General features: G+C 45.2%; 17 protein-coding genes. 7 read left to right on the top strand and 10 right to left on the bottom strand.

Annotated features, from left to right (window positions below; genetic code table 11):
• Positions 1 to 398: 398 nt before the first annotated feature.
• The 4 genes from LDO37_RS18060 to LDO37_RS18045 all read right to left on the bottom strand — a co-directional run bounded on the left by LDO37_RS18060 (position 399) and on the right by LDO37_RS18045 (position 2,867).
• Positions 399 to 854 carry a DoxX family protein gene (locus tag LDO37_RS18060; RefSeq protein WP_126609992.1) on the bottom strand — a complete coding sequence of 152 codons (456 nt, stop codon included), beginning with the start codon at positions 852 to 854 and terminating at the stop codon, positions 399 to 401.
• Positions 851 to 1,630, bottom strand: a complete 780-nt coding sequence (locus LDO37_RS18055; protein WP_126609991.1) for an HvfC/BufC N-terminal domain-containing protein — start codon at positions 1,628 to 1,630, stop codon at positions 851 to 853. Before LDO37_RS18055 ends, LDO37_RS18060 begins: the two co-directional genes overlap by 4 nt.
• A complete protein-coding gene (bufB, locus tag LDO37_RS18050) occupies positions 1,611 to 2,459 on the bottom strand; it encodes an MNIO family bufferin maturase (protein ID WP_224055285.1) in 849 nt (282 codons plus the stop codon). The genes LDO37_RS18055 and bufB overlap by 20 nt, the downstream gene beginning before the upstream one ends.
• Positions 2,460 to 2,606: 147 nt before the next feature.
• A complete protein-coding gene (locus LDO37_RS18045) occupies positions 2,607 to 2,867 on the bottom strand; it encodes a BufA1 family periplasmic bufferin-type metallophore (protein ID WP_101111426.1) in 261 nt (86 codons plus the stop codon).
• Positions 2,868 to 3,143: 276 nt separating this feature from the next.
• Between LDO37_RS18045 and uvrD the strand changes: the two genes are divergently transcribed.
• On the top strand, positions 3,144 to 5,315 hold the full coding sequence (gene uvrD, locus LDO37_RS18040; protein ID WP_101111425.1) for a DNA helicase II: 2,172 nt from the start codon (positions 3,144 to 3,146) through the stop codon (positions 5,313 to 5,315).
• 796 nt (positions 5,316 to 6,111) lie between these two features.
• On the opposite strand, the gene ggt is transcribed toward uvrD, so the two are convergent.
• The 4 genes from ggt to rarD all read right to left on the bottom strand — a co-directional run bounded on the left by ggt (position 6,112) and on the right by rarD (position 10,486).
• Positions 6,112 to 7,869, bottom strand: a complete 1,758-nt coding sequence (gene ggt / locus LDO37_RS18035) for a gamma-glutamyltransferase (protein ID WP_126609989.1) — start codon at positions 7,867 to 7,869, stop codon at positions 6,112 to 6,114.
• A gap of 99 nt (positions 7,870 to 7,968) precedes the next feature.
• Positions 7,969 to 8,634 (bottom strand): LysE family translocator, encoded by a 666-nt coding sequence (locus LDO37_RS18030; protein WP_126609988.1) that lies wholly within the window; start codon positions 8,632 to 8,634, stop codon positions 7,969 to 7,971.
• Between the two features lie 63 nt (positions 8,635 to 8,697).
• Positions 8,698 to 9,498 carry a helix-turn-helix transcriptional regulator gene (locus LDO37_RS18025; protein ID WP_126609987.1) on the bottom strand — a complete coding sequence of 267 codons (801 nt, stop codon included), beginning with the start codon at positions 9,496 to 9,498 and terminating at the stop codon, positions 8,698 to 8,700.
• A 94-nt stretch (positions 9,499 to 9,592) separates the two neighbouring features.
• The gene (gene rarD, locus LDO37_RS18020; protein ID WP_126609986.1) at positions 9,593 to 10,486 is read right to left on the bottom strand and encodes an EamA family transporter RarD; all 894 of its coding nucleotides are present in this window, start codon (positions 10,484 to 10,486) and stop codon (positions 9,593 to 9,595) included.
• 217 nt (positions 10,487 to 10,703) lie between these two features.
• On the opposite strand from rarD, the gene recQ reads away from it, so the two are divergent.
• The 3 genes from recQ (at position 10,704) to LDO37_RS18005 (ending at position 13,823) form a co-directional block, all read left to right on the top strand.
• Positions 10,704 to 12,542: an ATP-dependent DNA helicase RecQ gene (gene recQ, locus LDO37_RS18015; protein WP_101111420.1), complete on the top strand. Its 1,839-nt coding sequence runs from the start codon at positions 10,704 to 10,706 to the stop codon at positions 12,540 to 12,542.
• Between the two features lie 71 nt (positions 12,543 to 12,613).
• Positions 12,614 to 12,916, top strand: coding sequence for a DUF3630 family protein (locus tag LDO37_RS18010; RefSeq protein WP_126609985.1), 303 nt, complete (start codon positions 12,614 to 12,616; stop codon positions 12,914 to 12,916).
• 241 nt (positions 12,917 to 13,157) lie between these two features.
• Positions 13,158 to 13,823 carry a 7-cyano-7-deazaguanine/7-aminomethyl-7-deazaguanine transporter gene (locus tag LDO37_RS18005; RefSeq protein ID WP_126609984.1) on the top strand — a complete coding sequence of 222 codons (666 nt, stop codon included), beginning with the start codon at positions 13,158 to 13,160 and terminating at the stop codon, positions 13,821 to 13,823.
• 109 nt (positions 13,824 to 13,932) lie between these two features.
• Here the strand turns inward: LDO37_RS18005 and LDO37_RS18000 are convergent, their stop codons facing one another.
• Positions 13,933 to 15,042 carry a Gfo/Idh/MocA family protein gene (locus LDO37_RS18000; protein WP_126609983.1) on the bottom strand — a complete coding sequence of 370 codons (1,110 nt, stop codon included), beginning with the start codon at positions 15,040 to 15,042 and terminating at the stop codon, positions 13,933 to 13,935.
• A gap of 50 nt (positions 15,043 to 15,092) precedes the next feature.
• Entirely contained in the window at positions 15,093 to 15,827 is a 735-nt protein-coding gene (locus LDO37_RS17995; protein WP_126609982.1) for a GntR family transcriptional regulator, read from the bottom strand.
• A gap of 329 nt (positions 15,828 to 16,156) precedes the next feature.
• Between LDO37_RS17995 and LDO37_RS17990 the strand changes: the two genes are divergently transcribed.
• The 3 genes from LDO37_RS17990 (at position 16,157) to LDO37_RS17980 (ending at position 19,184) form a co-directional block, all read left to right on the top strand.
• Positions 16,157 to 16,690, top strand: a complete 534-nt coding sequence (locus LDO37_RS17990) for a TRAP transporter small permease (RefSeq protein ID WP_101111414.1) — start codon at positions 16,157 to 16,159, stop codon at positions 16,688 to 16,690.
• Positions 16,691 to 16,693: 3 nt separating this feature from the next.
• Positions 16,694 to 17,983, top strand: a complete 1,290-nt coding sequence (locus LDO37_RS17985; RefSeq protein WP_101111413.1) for a TRAP transporter large permease — start codon at positions 16,694 to 16,696, stop codon at positions 17,981 to 17,983.
• A 157-nt stretch (positions 17,984 to 18,140) separates the two neighbouring features.
• Positions 18,141 to 19,184 (top strand): TRAP transporter substrate-binding protein, encoded by a 1,044-nt coding sequence (locus LDO37_RS17980; RefSeq protein WP_370693438.1) that lies wholly within the window; start codon positions 18,141 to 18,143, stop codon positions 19,182 to 19,184.
• The last annotated feature ends 151 nt before the right edge of the window (positions 19,185 to 19,335 follow it).

Raw genomic sequence — 19,335 nt, 5'->3', positions numbered from 1 at the left:
GCCTAATTATATTTTCCCTATCTGCATTAAATATCCTGAAACTTATCCATTCACTTTCCTATTGATAGCTGTAAGTCTAGAGCACTAAAAACCTAGTTTGCTAAAAAACTAAGATACTGGGTATAGAGTGATAAAAAAGGCGGCTCTATTACAGCCGCCTTGGTCATCCACGGTTGAGGGGGGAGGTGTGGTGACGAAATACATCAATGTTTTAACTTCATTTCAGCAATATTGGTGTTTGCTACATAGATGATGGTAGTGATATAGATGTTAATAGAGTATTTATTGAGCTTAAGATAAGCGCTTAAGGCTGAGAGGCGCATGCAAAAAAATGCCCCAGAAACTGGGGCGAATTGGTAGGTAGCTTACAGGTTGCTACTTAACTAAAGGGAGATTTGTTATTGGGTTAGCTTTTTCTTTAAGATATGGTCGACTGAAATCAGACCGGCTCCCCAAACAACATTTATAAGAATCATCAAACCCCATAGCTGATGATCGTAGAAGCCTTTTTCCCACAGAAGTGGGTAAGAGATAACGGCAATAATATTGAATACAAACAATATGGCTGCCATTGGGCGTGTAAAAAGCCCGAGCGCAAGAAAGACAGGTAAAATCAGCTCTGCTGCTGTTCCTGAATACGCAGCAAACTCCCAAGGTAGCAATGGGACGACATATTCAAACTCAAAGAGGTACAGGGTACTGTCCCATGAAGCAATTTTGGTCAGCCCTGAATTGAAAAAGACCCAAGCTACCCATAAGCGGCAAAAAACAAGTAACAACGGAATAAATCCAGCTTGAAGTTTGTCTACGATTCCATCGTAGGTGTCGATAATATTTCGAATGGCTGAACTCATAATTCTTCCTCTATTTGTTGTTCTTTTATACTGAACCCATCTAAGTAGCCTGAGGCCATTAAAGTGTTCAAATGCGTCAATAAATCGGGTTCGATTTCTGCTAGTGATAACCCCATCGAACAAGATTGAATAAGTTGATGTACTTCATCTGATATCGGATCGATATGAAGATGGCGAGCAGAATCAAGCCATACCACACCTTGCTCGGCGTTATTCAGCTCTAATCCGTCAAACTTCTCTTTCTCTAAGGCTTCCCACAAAGAGAAAACGGCAAATTGGCTGGATATAAGCTGAATATTTGAAGCAAGATGAAGGACAAGCGATGGCTGTTGTTCCTCAGCCACGGAGGCGAGTTTGTCCAAAGATAAGTATGGCTTTTCTCTTGCTAAAGATAATGCCATTTCACTTAGATCCAGTTTCCATTCCATGTCAGCGATATCCGAGAGGTAAGGCACAGCAGCAATGACTTGATCAAACTGTCTTATTGTGTCGGCAAAACCTTCACCATATCCAGAGACATCGCCTTCGGTTAAAGGGCGTGTCAAAACGTGTTGACGAGCAAGCTGTTGAAAACACTCCTCACCGACTAGCGCTAAAACCTTGGGATAGGTTGCTTCAATTACCTCGCACAAACTCATCACAAAATTGTTGCGATAAATCTGCATGCGTTCGTCAGCAGAGAACTCATCAGACACTAAATCACAGGATTCACCAGTAGCTTGGTAATGCAGCGCTTTGGCAAACTGGTTTTGCAGCTCAGCGAGGGAAAGTGCCATAAGACTCTCCTTGGATCTGCATTAAGTAATGACTGGCTTTGCTGGCTTCTTGAATCAAAACTTGAGGTTCAGGAATATCCAAATCCCACTCTATAAGTGTGTGTCGCTCACCATGCTCTTTTATCCAAGCATCAAATAACGCCCAAACTTCATCACAAACAGGGCGGCTATGGGTATCAATCCAAATTTCACCTTTCTCATGTTGCTTAATGGTGAAGCCGGCAAGGTGTATCTCGTCCACCTTTGTAGCATCGATGCCTGCTAAGTATTCATCACAATCGAAGCCGTGGTTGAATGCGCTGACATAAATGTTGTTGAAGTCGAGCAATAGTTGGCAATCGGTACGCTTTTGCACTTCGGACAGAAAAACCCACTCATCTATCGTAGAGTGAGAAAACTTCACGTAACTCGATGGATTTTCAATGAGTAGCGGTCTCTTTATCGCATCTTGAACTTGCAGCACATTCCGACAAAATACATCCAACGCTTCTTCCGTATAGGGAAGCGGCAACAGGTCGTTAAAGTAATGACCGCCGTTTTCGCTCCAACTTAAGTGATCAGAAACTAAAATAGGTTGTAAATCATTGATTAAGCGTTCTAGTCGCGCCAAGTGCGATTGACTGACGCCTTCTACCGACCCTAGAGACAGTCCAATACCATGGCAGCTAATATCGTAATTGTCCGCTATCTGATTAAGTTGCTGGCGTTGCAGAGAGTTAGGGAGAAAATAGTTTTCACTGTGGATTTCCAACCAGCTCAATCCAGTCGCTTCCTCAGAAAAGTAATCCAAATGTGGTGTTCTTAATCCAACGCCAACTTTGTTATGCATGTCTCTCTCCGGTGAGTTCATCAAGATTTAGCCAATCTTGTAAAGCTGTATGCGTTTAGCGGTTATTAAGCCTTTTTCACAAAGCCACTCCATAAATTAGGGCGATAAGCATGGCTCATCGCCCTGAAATGGCTAAGAGGGAAAGGCTTAAGAAGACGTGTTGCTTCCACCAGCCAAACGGTCACAAAGACCTTTAGGTACTACGATGAATGCGTCTTTTTGGAAATCTTCTTTAGACGTACCAGCACATGAGCTAGTTTTGGTTGCACAGTCGTTTTTACCTGCTTTGGAAACGCCATAGCATTTCTCTTTTTCTGCTGCGACCGCAGAAGTAGCAGTTAGAGTAGTACCAGCGATGGCAAGAAGGCCCGTAACCGCAGCAGTAACAGCAAGATTAGACTTTTTCATATTTCAATCCTCGAACTTGATCCTTAGTTTCTTTAATAAAGACAACCTGTTTCGCGATGGACAAGCGTTTGTCAGGTTGCTTACAGAATAAGATTAGGAATGAACGACAAATCTTTCACAAAAAACGCGATTTTTTTTTACTTATTTTTTTAATATATTCCAACCTATTGATTTTATGTGAATTATAAAGTGGGGTTTTTATTGCGAATTCAACCTTATTCTTCATTGGAATTCGGTTATAATGACCAGTTATGTATAAATACACAGTAGAAAACGATGGACGCTTCCCTATTACTTGATGGTTTGAATGACAAACAACGCGAAGCGGTAGCAGCTCCGCTAGAGAATATGCTCGTGCTTGCAGGGGCTGGTAGTGGTAAAACACGGGTGCTGGTACACCGGATTGCTTGGCTAATGGCTGTCGAGAATGCCTCTCCGTTTTCTATTATGTCGGTAACGTTTACCAACAAAGCCGCGGCTGAAATGCGTGGCCGTATTGAAGAGTTAATGATGGGCAGCGCATCGGGTATGTGGAACGGCACTTTCCACGGTATCTGCCATCGTATTCTGCGGGCGCATTACTTGGATGCCAAGCTTCCTGAAGACTTTCAGATATTGGATTCAGAGGATCAACAACGTCTACTGCGTCGATTGATCAAAGCCATGAATCTTGATGAAAAACAGTGGCCAGCGAGACAAGCGGCTTGGTGGATTAACGCCAAAAAAGACGAAGGTTTGCGCCCTAACCACATCGATTGCTATCAAGACCCCATAACTAAAACAAACCTACAAATATACACCGCATACCAAGAGGCTTGTGACCGAGCTGGGCTGGTGGATTTTGCTGAAATCCTGCTCCGAGCGCATGAGTTGCTTCGAGACAAACAACACATTCGCGAGCATTATCAGGCGAGATTTAAACATATATTGGTCGACGAGTTTCAGGATACCAACAACATTCAATACGCTTGGCTTCGCATGATGGCGGGACCAGAGGCACGCGTCATGATCGTGGGTGATGACGACCAATCCATTTATGGTTGGCGTGGAGCCAAAGTCGAAAACATTCAGCGTTTTCTTGATGAATTCCTTGGAGCAAAAACCATCCGATTAGAGCAAAACTATCGTTCAACCAAGACCATTTTATCGGCAGCCAATGAACTGATTTCCAATAATACGGAGCGCATGGGTAAAGAGCTCTGGACTGATGGCAATGATGGCGAGCCTATCTCTGTGTATTCGGCGTATAACGAGCTCGATGAAGCTCGCTTTACCGTTAGCAAAATAAAAGAGTGGCAAGAGAAAGGCGGAGCGCTGAATGACACCGCCATGCTTTATCGTAATAACGCCCAATCCCGTGTTTTGGAAGAAGCGTTAATTCAGTCTGGGTTACCTTATCGTATCTACGGTGGCATGCGATTCTTCGAGCGGCAAGAAATCAAAGATGCACTGTGCTACTTGCGTTTGATGTCTAACCGGAATGACGATGCCGCATTCGAACGTGTTGTAAATACACCAACTCGTGGAATGGGGGATAAAACACTCGAAACCATTCGTTTTGCTGCTCGAGATCGTGGTGCCACACTCTGGCAAGCCTCACAAGCGTTGTTGGAAGAAAAGGTTCTAGCCGGACGAGCCGCTGGTGCGTTAAGTCGATTTATCGAACTCATCAATGCACTTGAAGACGATACGTTTGAAATGCCGATGCATCATCAAACCGACCACGTCATTAAAAATTCAGGTTTGTACGCGATGTACGAACAAGAAAAAGGTGAAAAGTCGAAAGCTCGAATTGAAAACCTTGAGGAATTGGTTACGGCGACTCGCCAATTTGAAAAGCCAGAAGAAGCCGAAGAATTATCCGAACTCACTGCATTCCTTACGCACGCTGCGCTTGAAGCCGGAGAAGGGCAAGCCGACGAATTCGATGACGCGGTGCAGCTTATGACTCTTCACAGTGCTAAAGGGTTGGAATTTCCCCTCGTATTTATGGTTGGTGTCGAAGAAGGGATGTTCCCAAGCCAGATGTCGGCTGAAGAAGCTGGCAGGTTAGAAGAGGAACGACGCCTTTGCTATGTGGGTATGACACGAGCAAAAGAGAAGCTTTACATCACTTACGCGGAAATGCGTCGTCTATACGGGCAAGATAAGTACCACAAACCTTCACGCTTTATTCGTGAACTACCAGAAACGTGCTTGGATGAAGTTCGAATGAAAGCGCAAGTGAGCCGACCGGCATCATCTGGGCGGTTCAGTCAGCAAGTCGTGAAAGAAAACTTCAACGAAACGGGCTTTTCATTAGGCGCGAGAGTGATGCATCCGAAATTTGGTGAAGGGACGATTATTAACTTTGAAGGCAGTGGTCCCCAAAGCCGTGTCCAAGTCGCGTTCAACGGTGAAGGGATTAAATGGTTAGTAACGGCATTCGCCAAGCTAGAAAAGCTCTAACCGCGACAATGAATGGAATCAAAGCCTGCGCAAGCGGGCTTTTTTTTTGTCTCATTACAGGGGCGCTTTATCTCTGGTTATCTATATTGCTGATTAGTTATATCGCTGACTAGCTTTATCACGGAATAGTGGCACAGGTGATAAAACCGTTAGGCTGAAAGGTTACTTATGTACAGATAAAGAAAAACCCCGAGAGCAATGCCCATCGGGGTTATAATCTTACTCGCAGCAATCCGGCTACTAAAGTTGCTCCATGCATCAAATCCTTGATAGCAATACTGAATCCTTCAGCATAATCCTTTTCATCGCCATCCTAGCGGTGTCCATGATCTTATCCTGATCAGCCAACGTTCCTCGTTAGCGTGCTCACTTGTTCCTTGAGCGGTGTCCTTTACATCATCCTGATGTTTGTTCCTTGCCTCATCCTAGAGGTGTCCATTGTCTTCCTTGCGTTATCTTCCTGATAACGATTGAGTCCGTTCAATGTCCTTTTTTGCTCCATGCTGATTATTCATCCTAAATAATCAAATCTTCATCCTGAAGATAACCAAATCCTTGGCTTTTCCTGTTCCGTGTCAGCATCCTTCCGACAGGGTTAATATTAAGAGATTGAGGATTTTCCTCAATATACGGGCAGAAAAAACCTCTGCTCAAATAAGCGTCAATATTACCTAATTTGTTTTATATCAGCACCTTAGGCTTAGCTTCTTCTCTTGTTGATATAAATGAAACCGCGTTCACTTACGCCCTTGTAAGAGATATCTCACAAGGGCGTTGGCACAACGTCTAGATTCGGCTATTCACCAATAGCGGCACCTTCACGGCGCGGGTCAGCAGCACCTTCTAAGCCGTCTTTGGTGAGTCGAATGGCATGCAGTCCGGAATTGAGATCGCGAATGTTTACCTTGTGCCCCATGCCTTCAAGCGTTGACTGCATGGACTCGGCTGCGGTGCCTTTCTCGATATCCAACGTTCCGAATCGGTTTACCAAATGAGGTTGGTTGATGGCTTGTTGAATATCCATGCCCCACTGTAAATGCGCGATAATGGATTGAGCCACGTAACCAATGATACGGCTTCCCCCTGGCGAACCGATCGCCATATAAGGTTTACCATCTTGCATGATGATGGTCGGCGACATTGAAGAGCGAGGGCGTTTTCCTGGCTCAAGTCGGTTTGCGATGGGCGCTCCATCTTTGTGCGTTTTGAAAGAAAAATCCGTTAATTCATTGTTGAGTAAAAAGCCACGAACCATTAAGCGCGATCCAAAAGCGTTTTCTATGGTTGTGGTTATTGAGACAACGTTACCTTCCGAGTCCACGACATTAAAGTGGCTGGTGGAAGGCAGTTCAATGGATTCATCATCAGCTAAACGCATGGCATGACTCCAAGGGGGCGAACCCGCGCTGACACTCTCTAGTGCTTTGTTTGGAGTAATTAACTTCGCTCGTTCGGCAATGTAGCCAGAGTCCAGTAGCCCTTGAGTCGGCATTGGTACGTAGTCACTGTCAGCCATATAGCGACCACGATCCGCAAAAGCGAGACGAGAAGCGTCGGAAATGATCTGCCAGCTGGTTGGGTTGTCAGCACCGAGCTTTTCCAAATCAAATTTTTCAGTGATAGAGAGGATTTGCCCCACGGTTAATGCGCCAGAGCTTGGGGGGCCCATACCGCATATGTCATAAGACTGATAGGGAGCACAGACGGGCACGCGCTCTTTTGTGCGGTAATTTGCAAAATCCTGCAAGCCAAGTACCCCTGGGTTGCCTGGTGCGCTTTGCACGGTTTCTACAATGTCTTTTGCAATGTTGCCGGAATAAAAGGCGTTCGCCCCATTGTTTGCAATTTGAGCCAGGGTATCCGCGTATTGTGGGTTCTTAAGTATTGTACCTTCGGTTTTCGGTGTACCGTCGGCATTAAAGAAGTACGCTTTTGTTGAATCAAAGCGGCTTAACCGTTCTTTATCTTTTGCTATCAAGCCAGCAAGACGCGGGCTGATCGCAAACCCTTTTCGCGCTAAGTCGATTGCAGGTTGAACGACTTGTTTCCACGATAACTTTCCATGTTGCTGATGGGTATCCCATAACAATTTAACGGTTCCAGGGGTGCCAACAGAGCGACCACCGACAACAGCATCATAAAACTTGAGTGGTTTGCCTTGTTCATCTTGAAATAGAGTCGGGGTTGCCGCTAAAGGAGCGGTTTCTCTACCATCAACGGTCGTAAGGCGATTACCTTTGGCATCCCAGTACACGAGAAAAGCCCCACCACCTATGCCGGAGGATTGGGGTTCTACAAGTCCGAGAATGAGTTGAACCGTCACCATTGCGTCGATGGCATTTCCGCCAGCAGCAAGAATATCCGCACCTGCTTGTGTGGCAATGGGATTTGCAGCGGTGACCATCCATTTCTTAGCTGTGGTTAGCGTTTTGTTTTCAAGCCCGGTACTTTCTTCCGGTGCAACGCCATCTGCTGCCTGATTTGCAAAGCCAAAGGAACTGACAAGCAAGAGTGAGCAGGACGTCATTTGTGTGAGAGTTGTTTTCCATGACATAAGCTTCTCCTTTTGTTGGATCTTCAGCCTGTCAGGACAACGGAACTCGGTCTATACAAGGGAGATGCTTTTGTAAGCAATGTACCAGATTTGCTACGCCTAAATTCCAGAAGTGAATACGTTACTCAAAACTTGATACAAAATACTGAGTCCAATTCCTGTAAATATCAGCCCACACAATCCATCAATGTATAGTGACATGCGTTTCAATTTTGTTTGAAAACGAGCCGTAGAAAGCATCCATGCGAGTGCCGAAAACCAAGCAAAGGAAAGGCTCCATAAGATAAGAAGCGCTGTGCCTTTTCCGCTTAATGACATACTGGCAGGGACAAGTGAAGACATAAGACTAACAAAGAAGACCAACGCTTTCGGATTTAAAATATTAGTGATGAATCCGCGTAAAAAGGCTTGTTTACGGTTACTTAGCACCATATTGGGCGCTGAGGTGTCTTGGGATATAGCTTGGTTCCTATATTGAAAGACAAATCGAAGGGCGCCCAAGCCTAGATAAAGTAGGTAGCTACCCCCTGCGACTTGTAACAGCTGAAAGACAGAAGGGTGTTGGTGAACAAGGTAACTAACGCCAGTGAGGCTGAAGATCGAATGCAATAGAATGCCAACGGAAAGCCCAAATGCAATGTAGACGCCGGTTTGTCTGCCATGTCGGCTGGCATTTTGAACCACAAGTGCGAAATCAGGTCCTGGGCTCAAAAGCGCAATAAAATGGACCGTTGTAAGGGTGAGCAATAGGGTAGTTTCATTCATCTAACAGACTCTAGAGTGCAAAAAACGCCATTATCATTAATAGATACCAAGAGGTCTTGTAAATTAGTGACACTGAACTTGACTGGGTGTCGTGCCATAGGTGGTTTTAAAGGCTTTAACGAAGTGGGCTTGATCATAAAACCCAACTTGTATGGCGACATTGATGCTGTTGACTCCATGCAACAGTAGGCTAAGTGCTTGTTCCATTCTCAATCTCATTAACCAGGCGTAAGGTGTTATCCCCATACTGGCTTTGAAATGGCGCTGGAATTGTGAAGGTGTCAGCTCACACATATCGGCCAAAGCCTTTAATCGTATGGGCTGATCAAGGTTCACCATTAAGTATTCACGCAGAGATTGAATCGTTGTCTTACCTAAAGGCAAAGCAACGCCTGGCTTTAGGCTTCCATATCGATCCAACATGCTGTCGAAACCTTCGAAAGGCAAACAATCCTGCGCAAGTTGGCAAACCCTATTGTGCATAAGTTGTGTGTGAAGGCAGGATAATTGGTGGAAAAGTGCAGGATCGCTAATGATCAACTCAGTAAAGTGCGTCATTGCTTGTTTATTACCCAGATCAAGTTGATCTGTAAACCATTCTGGTTTTACCGAAAATACTTTCACTTGATAGCCGCTCTGTAACTCGGAATGACCGTCATGCATTTCATCTGGAGGCATGACAATAATCTGCCCTTGACCAACTTGATGACGGCTACCTGAATGGTTGAAGTTTTGAACGCCACGCTGAATCAACCCGATATGAAAGTCGAGGTGGTAATGGCGAGAAAAGGCAAACTTTTTATAATCGGCGTCTATCAGTTGGATACTGGGATCGCTAGATAGAGAGTATTTAACGTTGTCCATCACTTAAGTCGGTTCAATAGAATACAAAACAGCTGGTTGCTTTATCTACACTAAAGCATAACCAGCGTATTGTTGTCTTGTAAAAAACGAACAGTTAGCGCTTTTTCCGGCCGTTTCGAATTCCGTCGAAACTGAATACCACCAAAGCACTCCATATAAAGCCAAAGGTGACGGCTTTATCGAGTGTAAATGCTTCTCCATATACCAATACGGCTAGAAGGAACATTAAGCTTGGACCAATGTATTGAAAAAAGCCCAGTGTCGAGAGTTTGATACGGGTCGCTGCTCCTGTAAAGCATAGAAGGGGAAGCGTGGTGACTATCCCGGCAGCCAACAACAGAAGGTTTAGTGTAAATGTGTTGCTGCTCAAATCTGACGTTGCACTGTCTGCAATTAATAGGACATAGATAGCGGCGGCAGGAAGCATCACCATGGTTTCAATAAACAGACCAGTTTGCGCTTCCATATTGATTTTCTTTCTAAGCAAGCCATAAAAACCAAAACTAAAGGCAAGTGCAATGGCGACGACGGGAACAGAACCAAAGACCACGAGCTGTACTATCACACCAATTGTGGCGAGTGAGACGGCAAACCATTGTAGCTTTCTTAGACGCTCTCCAAGAAAGATCATTCCCATAAGAACGTTAAGAAGAGGGTTAATGTAATACCCTAAGCTGGCATCCAGCATATGATCCGCATTGACCGCCCAGATAAAAATTAACCAGTTAACACCAACCAGAATCCCTGTCAGGGCAAGTAGACCCAAACGTTTTTTATTTTTAAGTACAGTGACGACAGAATGCCAACTTCTTCCTATGTGCAGCAATATCGCTAAAAACACAAACGACCAAATTACCCTGTGGCTTAGGATTTCCAAGGCAGGGACATTATCGAGTGCTTTAAAGTAGATGGGTGCGATGCCCCACATGGTATAGGCAAGTACGGCTAATATGCCGCCTTGGCGTGACCTTTGTTGCTCTTCCGTCATTCTTATCTTTCACGTTTTCGTAACAGAACGTTACATTTAGAGGAAAAACACAGTATATCGATAGCCTTGTTAATGCCCTAGCAATTTAATTGTTCTTTAGGGAAATTTTCTGTGCACGGAATTATCTCCAGCAAAGGTTAATTTAAGTTTAATTAACCGTTAAAGCGCTCTACAATATGACGCTTTGCCGCAATCCAATTGTCCCTCAGAGAACCGAATGTCCGACTCCGCTCTAGCTCAGCCGATAGATCCAGAAACGAACAGTGCCATCAAGGTATTGAATGATGTTTTCGGTTACCAGTCATTCAGAGTTGGGCAGGAAGAAGTCATCGATTCAGTGCTCGATGGGAAAGACAGTTTGGTGATCATGCCAACGGGTGGCGGAAAATCTCTGTGTTACCAGATCCCTGCATTGGTAAAAGAAGGGGTGACGCTGGTGGTTTCGCCTTTGATTTCCTTGATGAAAGATCAAGTCGACCAGCTAAAAGCCAACGGTGTCGCGGCCGAGTGTATTAATTCCTCTATGGAGCGCGATACGCTGATCAGCGTGTATAACCGAATGAACTCTGGTCAGCTGAAGTTAGTGTATGTCTCACCAGAGCGTGTCCTGACTCGGGATTTTCTAGAAAGGCTCGAACATTTAAAGCTTTCGATGATAGCGGTCGATGAAGCGCACTGTATTTCCCAGTGGGGGCACGATTTCCGCCGAGAGTACGCTGCGTTAGGGGAACTCAAGCAGCGTTTTCCTTATGCACCGATCATGGCTCTGACAGCGACAGCGGACGAAGCCACGCGCAAAGACATCATTTCTCGGCTTCAACTTGACGAGCCACTCGAATACCTAGGCAGCTTTGACCGACCTAATATTCGTTATACATTGACCGAAAAACACAAACCCGTCTCGCAAGTCATTCGCTTCCTTGCCACACAGCAAGGTCAGTGTGGTGTTATCTATTGCGGTAGCCGGAAGAAAGTCGAAATGCTGACAGAAAAACTGTGCAACAATCACATTCGCGCTGCCGGTTATCATGCGGGTATGGATGCTGATGAGCGCGCCTACGTACAAGACGCATTCCAAAAAGATGATATTCAGGTCGTTGTCGCAACCGTGGCATTCGGAATGGGCATCAATAAACCTAATGTTCGCTTTGTTCTGCACTTTGATATTCCGCGAAACATCGAATCCTACTATCAGGAAACCGGTCGGGCAGGGCGGGATGGATTACCTGCGGAAGCAATGATGCTTTACGATCCAGCCGATATTAACTGGTTACGTCGGATGTTGGATGAGAAAGACGACGGTCCTCAGAAGCAGGTTGAATCTCACAAGCTCAATGCCATGAGCGCGTTTGCTGAAGCGCAAACATGCCGCCGTCAGGTATTGCTTAACTATTTTGGTGAATACAGCGAAAAGCCATGTGGTAACTGTGATATATGCCTTGATCCACCTAAGCATTTTGATGGCATTGAATCGGCGCAGAAAGCCCTATCTTGCGTATATCGTGTTAATCAAGGTTTTGGTATGGGGTACGTGGTTGAAGTGCTGCGCGGCATGCAAAACATTCGTGTACGAGAAAATGGTCACGATAAGCTTTCGACGTATGGGATCGGACGTGAACACAGCCACGACTACTGGGTGAGTATCATTAGGCAGCTTATTCACAAAGGGTTGCTTACTCAAAACATTACCCGTAACTCAACATTGCAGCTTACCGAAGAGGCTCGTCCCGTCCTACGTGGTGAACAATCGCTAGAACTCGCAGTGCCAAGGCTGGATACGGCGGCTCGTACAGCGAAATCGGACAAGATGGTGAACAAGCATTACGATAAAAAGCTGTTTGCCAAACTGCGCAAGCTGCGTAAGTCCATTGCTGACGAAGACGGCTTACCACCATACGTTGTTTTCAGTGATGCCACATTAATAGACATGGCGGATATTCTGCCAACTTCTTATGGAGAAATGCTGGCGGTGAATGGTGTTGGTCAAAGAAAACTGGAGAAGTACGCCGATCCATTTTTGGATTTGATTCAAGAACATCTGACTAACGGTAGCTAATAAAAGTAATAGCGAACATCAAGTGGATGTAAAACAAGATTCTCGCGGGTAAACAAGAAGTGACTAATGACATGAATACAGATTACGGTTTGGTGGAATATCAGAAAGAGCAGGGGCGAGCACCGCGATTCGATTATGATTCTTTTCCTGAACTTGGCGAGGCGCTAGTAAAAACCTTGTCTGCCGATGTGCTTGAAAAGCAATCGGATGCCGATATTCATTCATGGCTCATCGACTTTGAAGGGTGCCAACTGTTTTTAAGAGCAGAGCATTACAGTGAATCATTGTGGTTGGAAGTACTTTCTAAGGAAGACAACAGTGAAGACCTCGATTACCTTGCTGGTCTATTCCAAAAAGGCTTCAATATTCTTTAGTGCAACGTTTCCTACCATTCTATTTGAGACTGTGTAGGGGAGCATAGGTATTGAATGTTTCACATGAAACACTCGATTTAAACCGATTTTCTGGTTTATTACAGTTAAACGATTGCCTAATAAATCATCTATTGCACCGCCTTCAAGTTGCAGTATAATCCCCATCCTTAATTCACAGTCATGAAGCATTTTGCTTCGATTTGGGTTCCCTCACCCCCAAATAAAACGAAAAAGGTACAATATGAGTCACTTTACCCCTGCGCAGCAGCGCAACGCCCTTTTCTTTTTGGTTCTATTCCATCTGATCATCATTGCATCTAGCAACTATTTGGTTCAGCTACCCTTTACCATATTCGGTTTTCATACCACTTGGGGCGCGTTTACGTTTCCGTTTATCTTCCTAGCAACCGATTTGACCGTGCGAATTTTTGGGGCTGCGTTGGCTCGGAAAATCATTTTCCTCGTGATGTTGCCTGCATTAGCGGTGTCCTACCTGTTATCGGTCGTCTTCTTTGAAGGTCAATTCCAAGGTTTTGGGCAGCTTTCCGAGTTTAATCTGTTTGTTGCTAGAATCGCCATCGCGAGCTTTATGGCATACATGCTAGGTCAGATTTTAGATGTGCATGTGTTCAACCGCCTACGTCAAATGAAAGCTTGGTGGGTTGCACCAACTTGTTCGACACTTATCGGTAATGCTTTAGATACACTCGCGTTTTTCTCTATCGCTTTTTATCAAAGCAGCGATCCTTTTATGGCAGAGCATTGGACGGAAATAGCGCTGGTGGATTACGGCTTTAAGCTGGTGATTAGCTTGGGTCTGTTTGTACCTATGTATGGTGTGCTGTTGAATTACATTGTGAAGAAGCTAACGTTTGTAAAGCCTGAGCTGGAAACGCAGCAAGCGTAAACGTATTTTTGTTGGTACAAATTTCAAAGAAAAAAGGAGCGTTGGCTCCTTTTTTGATTTTTGTATTTGTAGGTTGGGTATATAAACTGTTATCACAGGGTTTGTTGAATTAAAATGCCCAGCCGTTATCAGTGATATCAACTGCTTTACCTTGCGCTATCGATTGCTGCGCAGCGAGTCCTATGATGACAGCTTTCAGCCCGTCTTCCACCGTGACTTCTACCTTTCCATTTTCCGTGACCGCTTGGTGGAATTTTTGATGCTGATAGAACGTTGACCCATTGTGGTCGCCAGCTTCAAGTAGTTCTGGGTCGACAGGGATATCGATTTCTTCAGGACCTGACGGTGTTCTTGGCGAAATCACAACTTTAGGGGTAGGTGGATCGCCAAGTTCTGTATTCCAAAAACGGGTCGGACCGGGCACAAAAGCTTCTACTTTCCCTTGGTGTCCTACTACGGAAATCTCTTCTTGATAACGTGAGCCTTCGGCAAACATACAGAGTTCCAACATGGCACGCTGACCATTAGCAAAATCGACAATGACATACGCATTGTCGAGGATATCGGGTGTTTCACCGCGATACTGTTCATCAATATGGTTGTGGTGTTGGCTACCAGAAGCATAGACGCGAACCGCTTCACTTTGCGTTTGCAGACGCATTAAATCGAAAAAGTGGCAGCACTTTTCAACCAATGTACCCCCCGTATTCCGGTTAAAGCGATTCCAATCGCCCACTTTTTCTAAAAAGGGAAAGCGATGCTCACGGATACTCAGCTGGCTTACGCGACCAGCTTGGTCGGTATTGATGAGTCCGAGAAGCTTACTAATAGGCGGCATGTAGCGATATTCCATTGCAACCCAAAGCGGAGCCGTGTGTTTCGCTACCGCTAAACGAATTTGGTGCGCATGCTCTAGTGATGTGACGATAGGTTTTTCAACCAATATAGGTAAACGAGTGTGTTCGATTACTTGCAGTAATTGATCGGCATGGCAATGGTTAGGGCTGGCGATCAATATGGCGTCGATATCCTGACGTTCAAGAAGCGATTCGGTCGATGACTCGAATTCAATAGAGCTGTCCAGTGCATGAATGGCTGTTTTCATCTGTTCGTCAGGTTCAAAAACAGCAGTAATACTGGCATCAGGCAATAATAGAATATTCCGAATGTGCTCTTGTCCCATCATACCGCATCCAATGATGGCGTATCGAATTGCCATATCAACTCCTTTTGACTTTTGAGGCTTTGCCTCAAGAGCATCGAGAGCCCTTAAGACATGCGTGAAACGTAGTGACAGGTTTCAGGGTTAAACCAAGTTCTGGAATACTCTTCAACCTTTTCATCATCTGACCAACTGATACGCTCAATCCAGCCGATCATTGTGTGTGTGGGAATACCTAAAATATCGGTTGCCCATTGATCCGCTTGTTTAACACTAATGCGGTCTTCCACACGGCTTATCCAAAAATTGAAATGTTCACGGTAATGCCGGTAAAGAGATTCATCTAACTCATCTGGGCTAAGGGAATCGCAGTGTTCAGCACGGATCCACATTTCTTCTGCCGCTATGACCGTATTATTGAGAAATCGTTGACGTTCTATTCGCCAAAAGTAGCTATCTTTTGCTGCCTCAAAGTGTTCAGCGACATCGGGGTTTTGCTCTTTTCGCACCGTTAGCGTGTTGGCATGTGGTGTCCCGCCACCTTCAAGAAGCTCCAAGCGAAATAGTTGGTAAATGGCTTCTTTTGGTGGGCTTTTGACATACGTGCCGCTGCCTTGGCGACGTTCCAGTAGACCGTCTTGTTCCAGTAGAGCTAGCGCTTTTCTCAGAGTGCCAACTGCCACCTTCAACTCTACCGCCAATTCCGCTTCTACTGGCAGCCTTTCGCCCGCTCTCCAATGACCAGCATTGATTTCACGAATCAGTAATTCACTGACCTGAACGTACTTTGGTCGCTTCTTTTGTTTGCTCTGTCCTGTATTGGACTGAAAATCAATAGCCATTATTTTCTCGAATTTTCCGCAGTTTGTAACTAGTTTGAATTAAAACAGATACTCATTTTTGCATCAATTCATTTACATTTGATTTACATGTTGAGAATACACTGTTAGGGTAATCTTGCAAACTAAAAAAATAAATGAATTGTGAATGAAAGTGATTTTATTCGGACTGGGAAGCTAAATGCCAGAGGTTAAAGCGATTTTAACCTGATAGAGCCTTTGTGGTGAAATATGTGATGTTCAACCATTTTCGTATTCTTAACCTCTTCTTTTTCCGAATGTCACCTACGTTACAGTAAAAGCTGATAACGGATTATCGCTGGAGAGGGTTAATGAAGAAGGTGTTGCATGGAAGCTTGCGGCTTCTGGAAGCTGTCAACAACCGCATGATTTGGGCGGGTCGTCAAATCGCTTGGGTTCTAGTGTTTGCAATGGTTGCTACTATTCTATTGCAGGTATTTTGTCGTTACATACTGTCGAACGCATTACCTTGGCCGGAGGAAGTGGCGAGGGCATTGATGATATGGATGATGGCATTTGTTGCCGCTGGTGCTTATCGAACAGGTGGGTTTGTTGCGATAGAAATGCTCCACGACTTTATACCCGGTAAGGTGGCACAGCTGCTTAAGCTCACATTGCTGGTTCTTTCTGCGTTGGTGCTGTTCCAACTATCCAGTCTTGGCTTAGAATTTTTTGAGCGTGGGTTTCGTACTCGTGCCGCTTCTTTTCAATTATCTCGCGCTTGGATTTACCTCGCTATGCCCGTGTGCTTCATTACCATGTTAATGGTGAACGTGGAGCTTATTCTTAAAAATATTTTAGGTGTTAGCGTTTCATCGCCCGACACTGAAGCGGCGAGGGGGTAAGTGATGCTCGTTCTCTTTTTACCTTTATTTTTGGTTCTTCTCTTAATTGGGCTACCTGTTTTCTTTGCAACACTGTTTGCTCCTGGCGCAATGATGCTTGCGTTGGATATGGACCGCGACTTGCCCCTGCTATTTCGAAATATTTACAACGGTATTGATTCATTCCCTTTGATGGCTATTCCATTTTTTATGTTGGCGGGCGAATTGATGAACCGTGGAGGCATTACTCTTCAACTGGTTAACTTTTCTCAAGCTTTCATTGGGCATGTGAGAGGCGGATTGGCGCACGTAAATATTATGTCGAGTATGCTTTTCGCAGGGCTATCCGGATCTGCAGTAGCCGATACTTCTGCCTTAGGCTCTATGCTGATACCCGCGATGGAGAAGAATGGTTACTCGCGGCGCTTTGCGGCGGCGATTACCGCAGCCAGTTCTGTGATTGGACCTATTATTCCGCCGTCTGGCATCATGATCATCTACGCCTACACCATGGAAGTATCGGTTGCTGCCTTATTTGCGGCAGGTGTGGTCCCCGGTGTGTTGATTGGTTTGGCGTTGATGGGAGTCACAACATTATTGGCGAAAAAGCATAACTTCCCCATAGCCAGCCAGAAGTCAACGTGGCCAGAGCGTGGGCAAGCAACTCGCGCCGCGATTCTACCGTTAATGACCCCTGTGATAATTTTGGGTGGGATTGTGGGAGGAATCTTTACCCCCACGGAAGCGTCTGCCATTGCAGTGGGTTATGCGTTATTCCTAAGCCTTTTCATGCTCAAAACCATAAACCTAAGAGACTTACCCGAGATATTTGCTCGCTCAGCGTCGTCTTCAGCCGTGGTTCTTCTTCTCGTAGGCTCTGCATTGGCATTCAAGACCGTGGTGAGCTTGTCTCACGCGGCAGAAGATTTGGCTGGATGGGTTTTGGCCATCAGTGATAACCCACTGATTTTACTGTTTGCCATTAACATCTTGTTGTTTGTTGTGGGTATGTTTTTAGATGCCGGTCCCGCCATCATCATTCTCGGTCCTATTCTCGCTCCTATCTTTATTTCTATCGGAATAGACCCTGTGCACTTTGCGATCATTATGAGTGTGAACTTAACCGTTGGGTTAGCCACACCACCAATGGGGCTGGTGTTGTTTGTGGCTTCGAGTGTGTCGGGGGAAAGGGTGGAATCTATTGCCAAGGGGATACTTCCGTTCTTGGCTGTCGAAGTTTTGGTGATTTTTATCATTACCTTTTTCCCATCCGTTTCCATGACCATTCCAAAATGGCTTGGATTAGTTCAATGAATTTGAGGTCAGCCTGATGGGTGACCTTAATGTTTGACCGTAAGGTCTGAAAGTGCTGCTGCTGAGGAAAGCGATAACAATAAGCCCAGTGCGCAACACGTAAAACAGGAAAGTGAAACATTCAAAAGGATAAGAAATTATGAAATTTGCTAAAGCGATGGTGAACAGTCTTGCTGCTCTGGTTCTTGCGTCGTCGATAACTGCTGCTCAGGCTGCAGATTTTCGATTAAGAGCCGTAGCCAACTCAAATGAAAACGATGAAGACTATGATGGTTTGGTCGTGTTCAAAGATTTTGTGGAATCGCGCTCTAATGGAAAGATCTCGGTGGACTTATTCATTGGCACTCAATTATGTGGTAACGGCACTGAATGTGTACAAGCACTGGAAGATGGCTCTATCGATATTTATGTGTCCACATCGGGTGGTACCGCAAATATGTTCCCTTACGTGCAAGTGCTCGACTTACCTTACATCCTATCAAGCGACCGAGTTGCTGAAGAAGTGCTAAGTGGTCAGTTTGTGCAGGAAATGCGCAGCGATATTTTGAAAGATTCGGGCAACAAAGTCCGCTTGATGACCATCGGTAATACGGGTGGGTGGCGTAACTTTGCGAATACAAAGCGCACGGTGAAATCCCCAGATGATATTAAAGGATTGAAGATACGTACCGTTGTGGCTGATTTACCTCAGGAGTTGGTGAAATCTCTGGGTGCAAGCCCTACCCCAATCCCATGGCCAGAGCTTTATACATCATTCCAAACGGGCGTTGTGGAAGGGTCTAAGAACGGTATTACCGACATTATGGGCATGAAATTCCCAGAAGCAGGGCTGAAGTACGTAACACTCGATGGTCATGCTTACATGGCGGCATTGTGGTTTATGAATAACGAGCACTTCAGCAAAATGCCAGAAGATCTACGTAAAGTTGTTGTGGATGGGTTTTATGCACTCCAACAAGCGACATTTGCCTCACCTAAGCGCAAATCCATTAAAGCTTATCAAGATTTCTCAAAGGCTGGCGGAAAGCTGTATGTGCCTAGTAAAGCGGAGAAAGATCAATTCAAAGAAAAGGCACAGCCAGTGTATCAATGGTTCTCTAAGAACGTGAAACAAGGCAAGAAGTACTACGAACTCTTGGTCTCAGAAGCGGGTAATGCCGAAAAAGCCATTGCCGATACCTACGCAGCTGAATTGAAATAGAAATACTCCAGCCTCTCCACCAAGCGCTTTTCGACAGAAAGCTCGATTGGGTTTGAATAAAGTGGAGAGGTCTTTTGCTTGTGTAGCGGACTTCGCTACCCATACAGCCACTCTTATAACCAGGTCACTAGACCCTAGTCATCTAGCCTGT

It is taken from the genome of Vibrio penaeicida (genome assembly GCF_019977755.1).
In the GTDB taxonomy this organism is placed as follows: Bacteria; Pseudomonadota; Gammaproteobacteria; order Enterobacterales; family Vibrionaceae; genus Vibrio; species Vibrio penaeicida.
Note: the sequence above shows the minus strand (reverse complement) of the source record. Positions and strands in the feature narration are given on the sequence as shown.

Coding starts and splice junctions, on each gene's coding strand:
- LDO37_RS18030 (WP_126609988.1), bottom strand. CDS start 8,634: ATGAATGAAACTACCCTATTGCTCACCCTTACAACGGTCCATTTTATT.
- bufB (WP_224055285.1), bottom strand. CDS start 2,459: ATGCATAACAAAGTTGGCGTTGGATTAAGAACACCACATTTGGATTAC.
- LDO37_RS18055 (WP_126609991.1), bottom strand. CDS start 1,630: ATGGCACTTTCCCTCGCTGAGCTGCAAAACCAGTTTGCCAAAGCGCTG.
- ggt (WP_126609989.1), bottom strand. CDS start 7,869: ATGTCATGGAAAACAACTCTCACACAAATGACGTCCTGCTCACTCTTG.
- uvrD (WP_101111425.1), top strand. CDS start 3,144: ATGGACGCTTCCCTATTACTTGATGGTTTGAATGACAAACAACGCGAA.
- LDO37_RS18025 (WP_126609987.1), bottom strand. CDS start 9,498: ATGGACAACGTTAAATACTCTCTATCTAGCGATCCCAGTATCCAACTG.
- LDO37_RS18045 (WP_101111426.1), bottom strand. CDS start 2,867: ATGAAAAAGTCTAATCTTGCTGTTACTGCTGCGGTTACGGGCCTTCTT.
- recQ (WP_101111420.1), top strand. CDS start 10,704: ATGTCCGACTCCGCTCTAGCTCAGCCGATAGATCCAGAAACGAACAGT.
- LDO37_RS18060 (WP_126609992.1), bottom strand. CDS start 854: ATGAGTTCAGCCATTCGAAATATTATCGACACCTACGATGGAATCGTA.
- LDO37_RS17990 (WP_101111414.1), top strand. CDS start 16,157: ATGAAGAAGGTGTTGCATGGAAGCTTGCGGCTTCTGGAAGCTGTCAAC.
- LDO37_RS18000 (WP_126609983.1), bottom strand. CDS start 15,042: ATGGCAATTCGATACGCCATCATTGGATGCGGTATGATGGGACAAGAG.
- LDO37_RS18005 (WP_126609984.1), top strand. CDS start 13,158: ATGAGTCACTTTACCCCTGCGCAGCAGCGCAACGCCCTTTTCTTTTTG.
- LDO37_RS17995 (WP_126609982.1), bottom strand. CDS start 15,827: ATGGCTATTGATTTTCAGTCCAATACAGGACAGAGCAAACAAAAGAAG.
- LDO37_RS18010 (WP_126609985.1), top strand. CDS start 12,614: ATGAATACAGATTACGGTTTGGTGGAATATCAGAAAGAGCAGGGGCGA.
- LDO37_RS17980 (WP_370693438.1), top strand. CDS start 18,141: ATGGTGAACAGTCTTGCTGCTCTGGTTCTTGCGTCGTCGATAACTGCT.
- LDO37_RS17985 (WP_101111413.1), top strand. CDS start 16,694: ATGCTCGTTCTCTTTTTACCTTTATTTTTGGTTCTTCTCTTAATTGGG.
- rarD (WP_126609986.1), bottom strand. CDS start 10,486: ATGACGGAAGAGCAACAAAGGTCACGCCAAGGCGGCATATTAGCCGTA.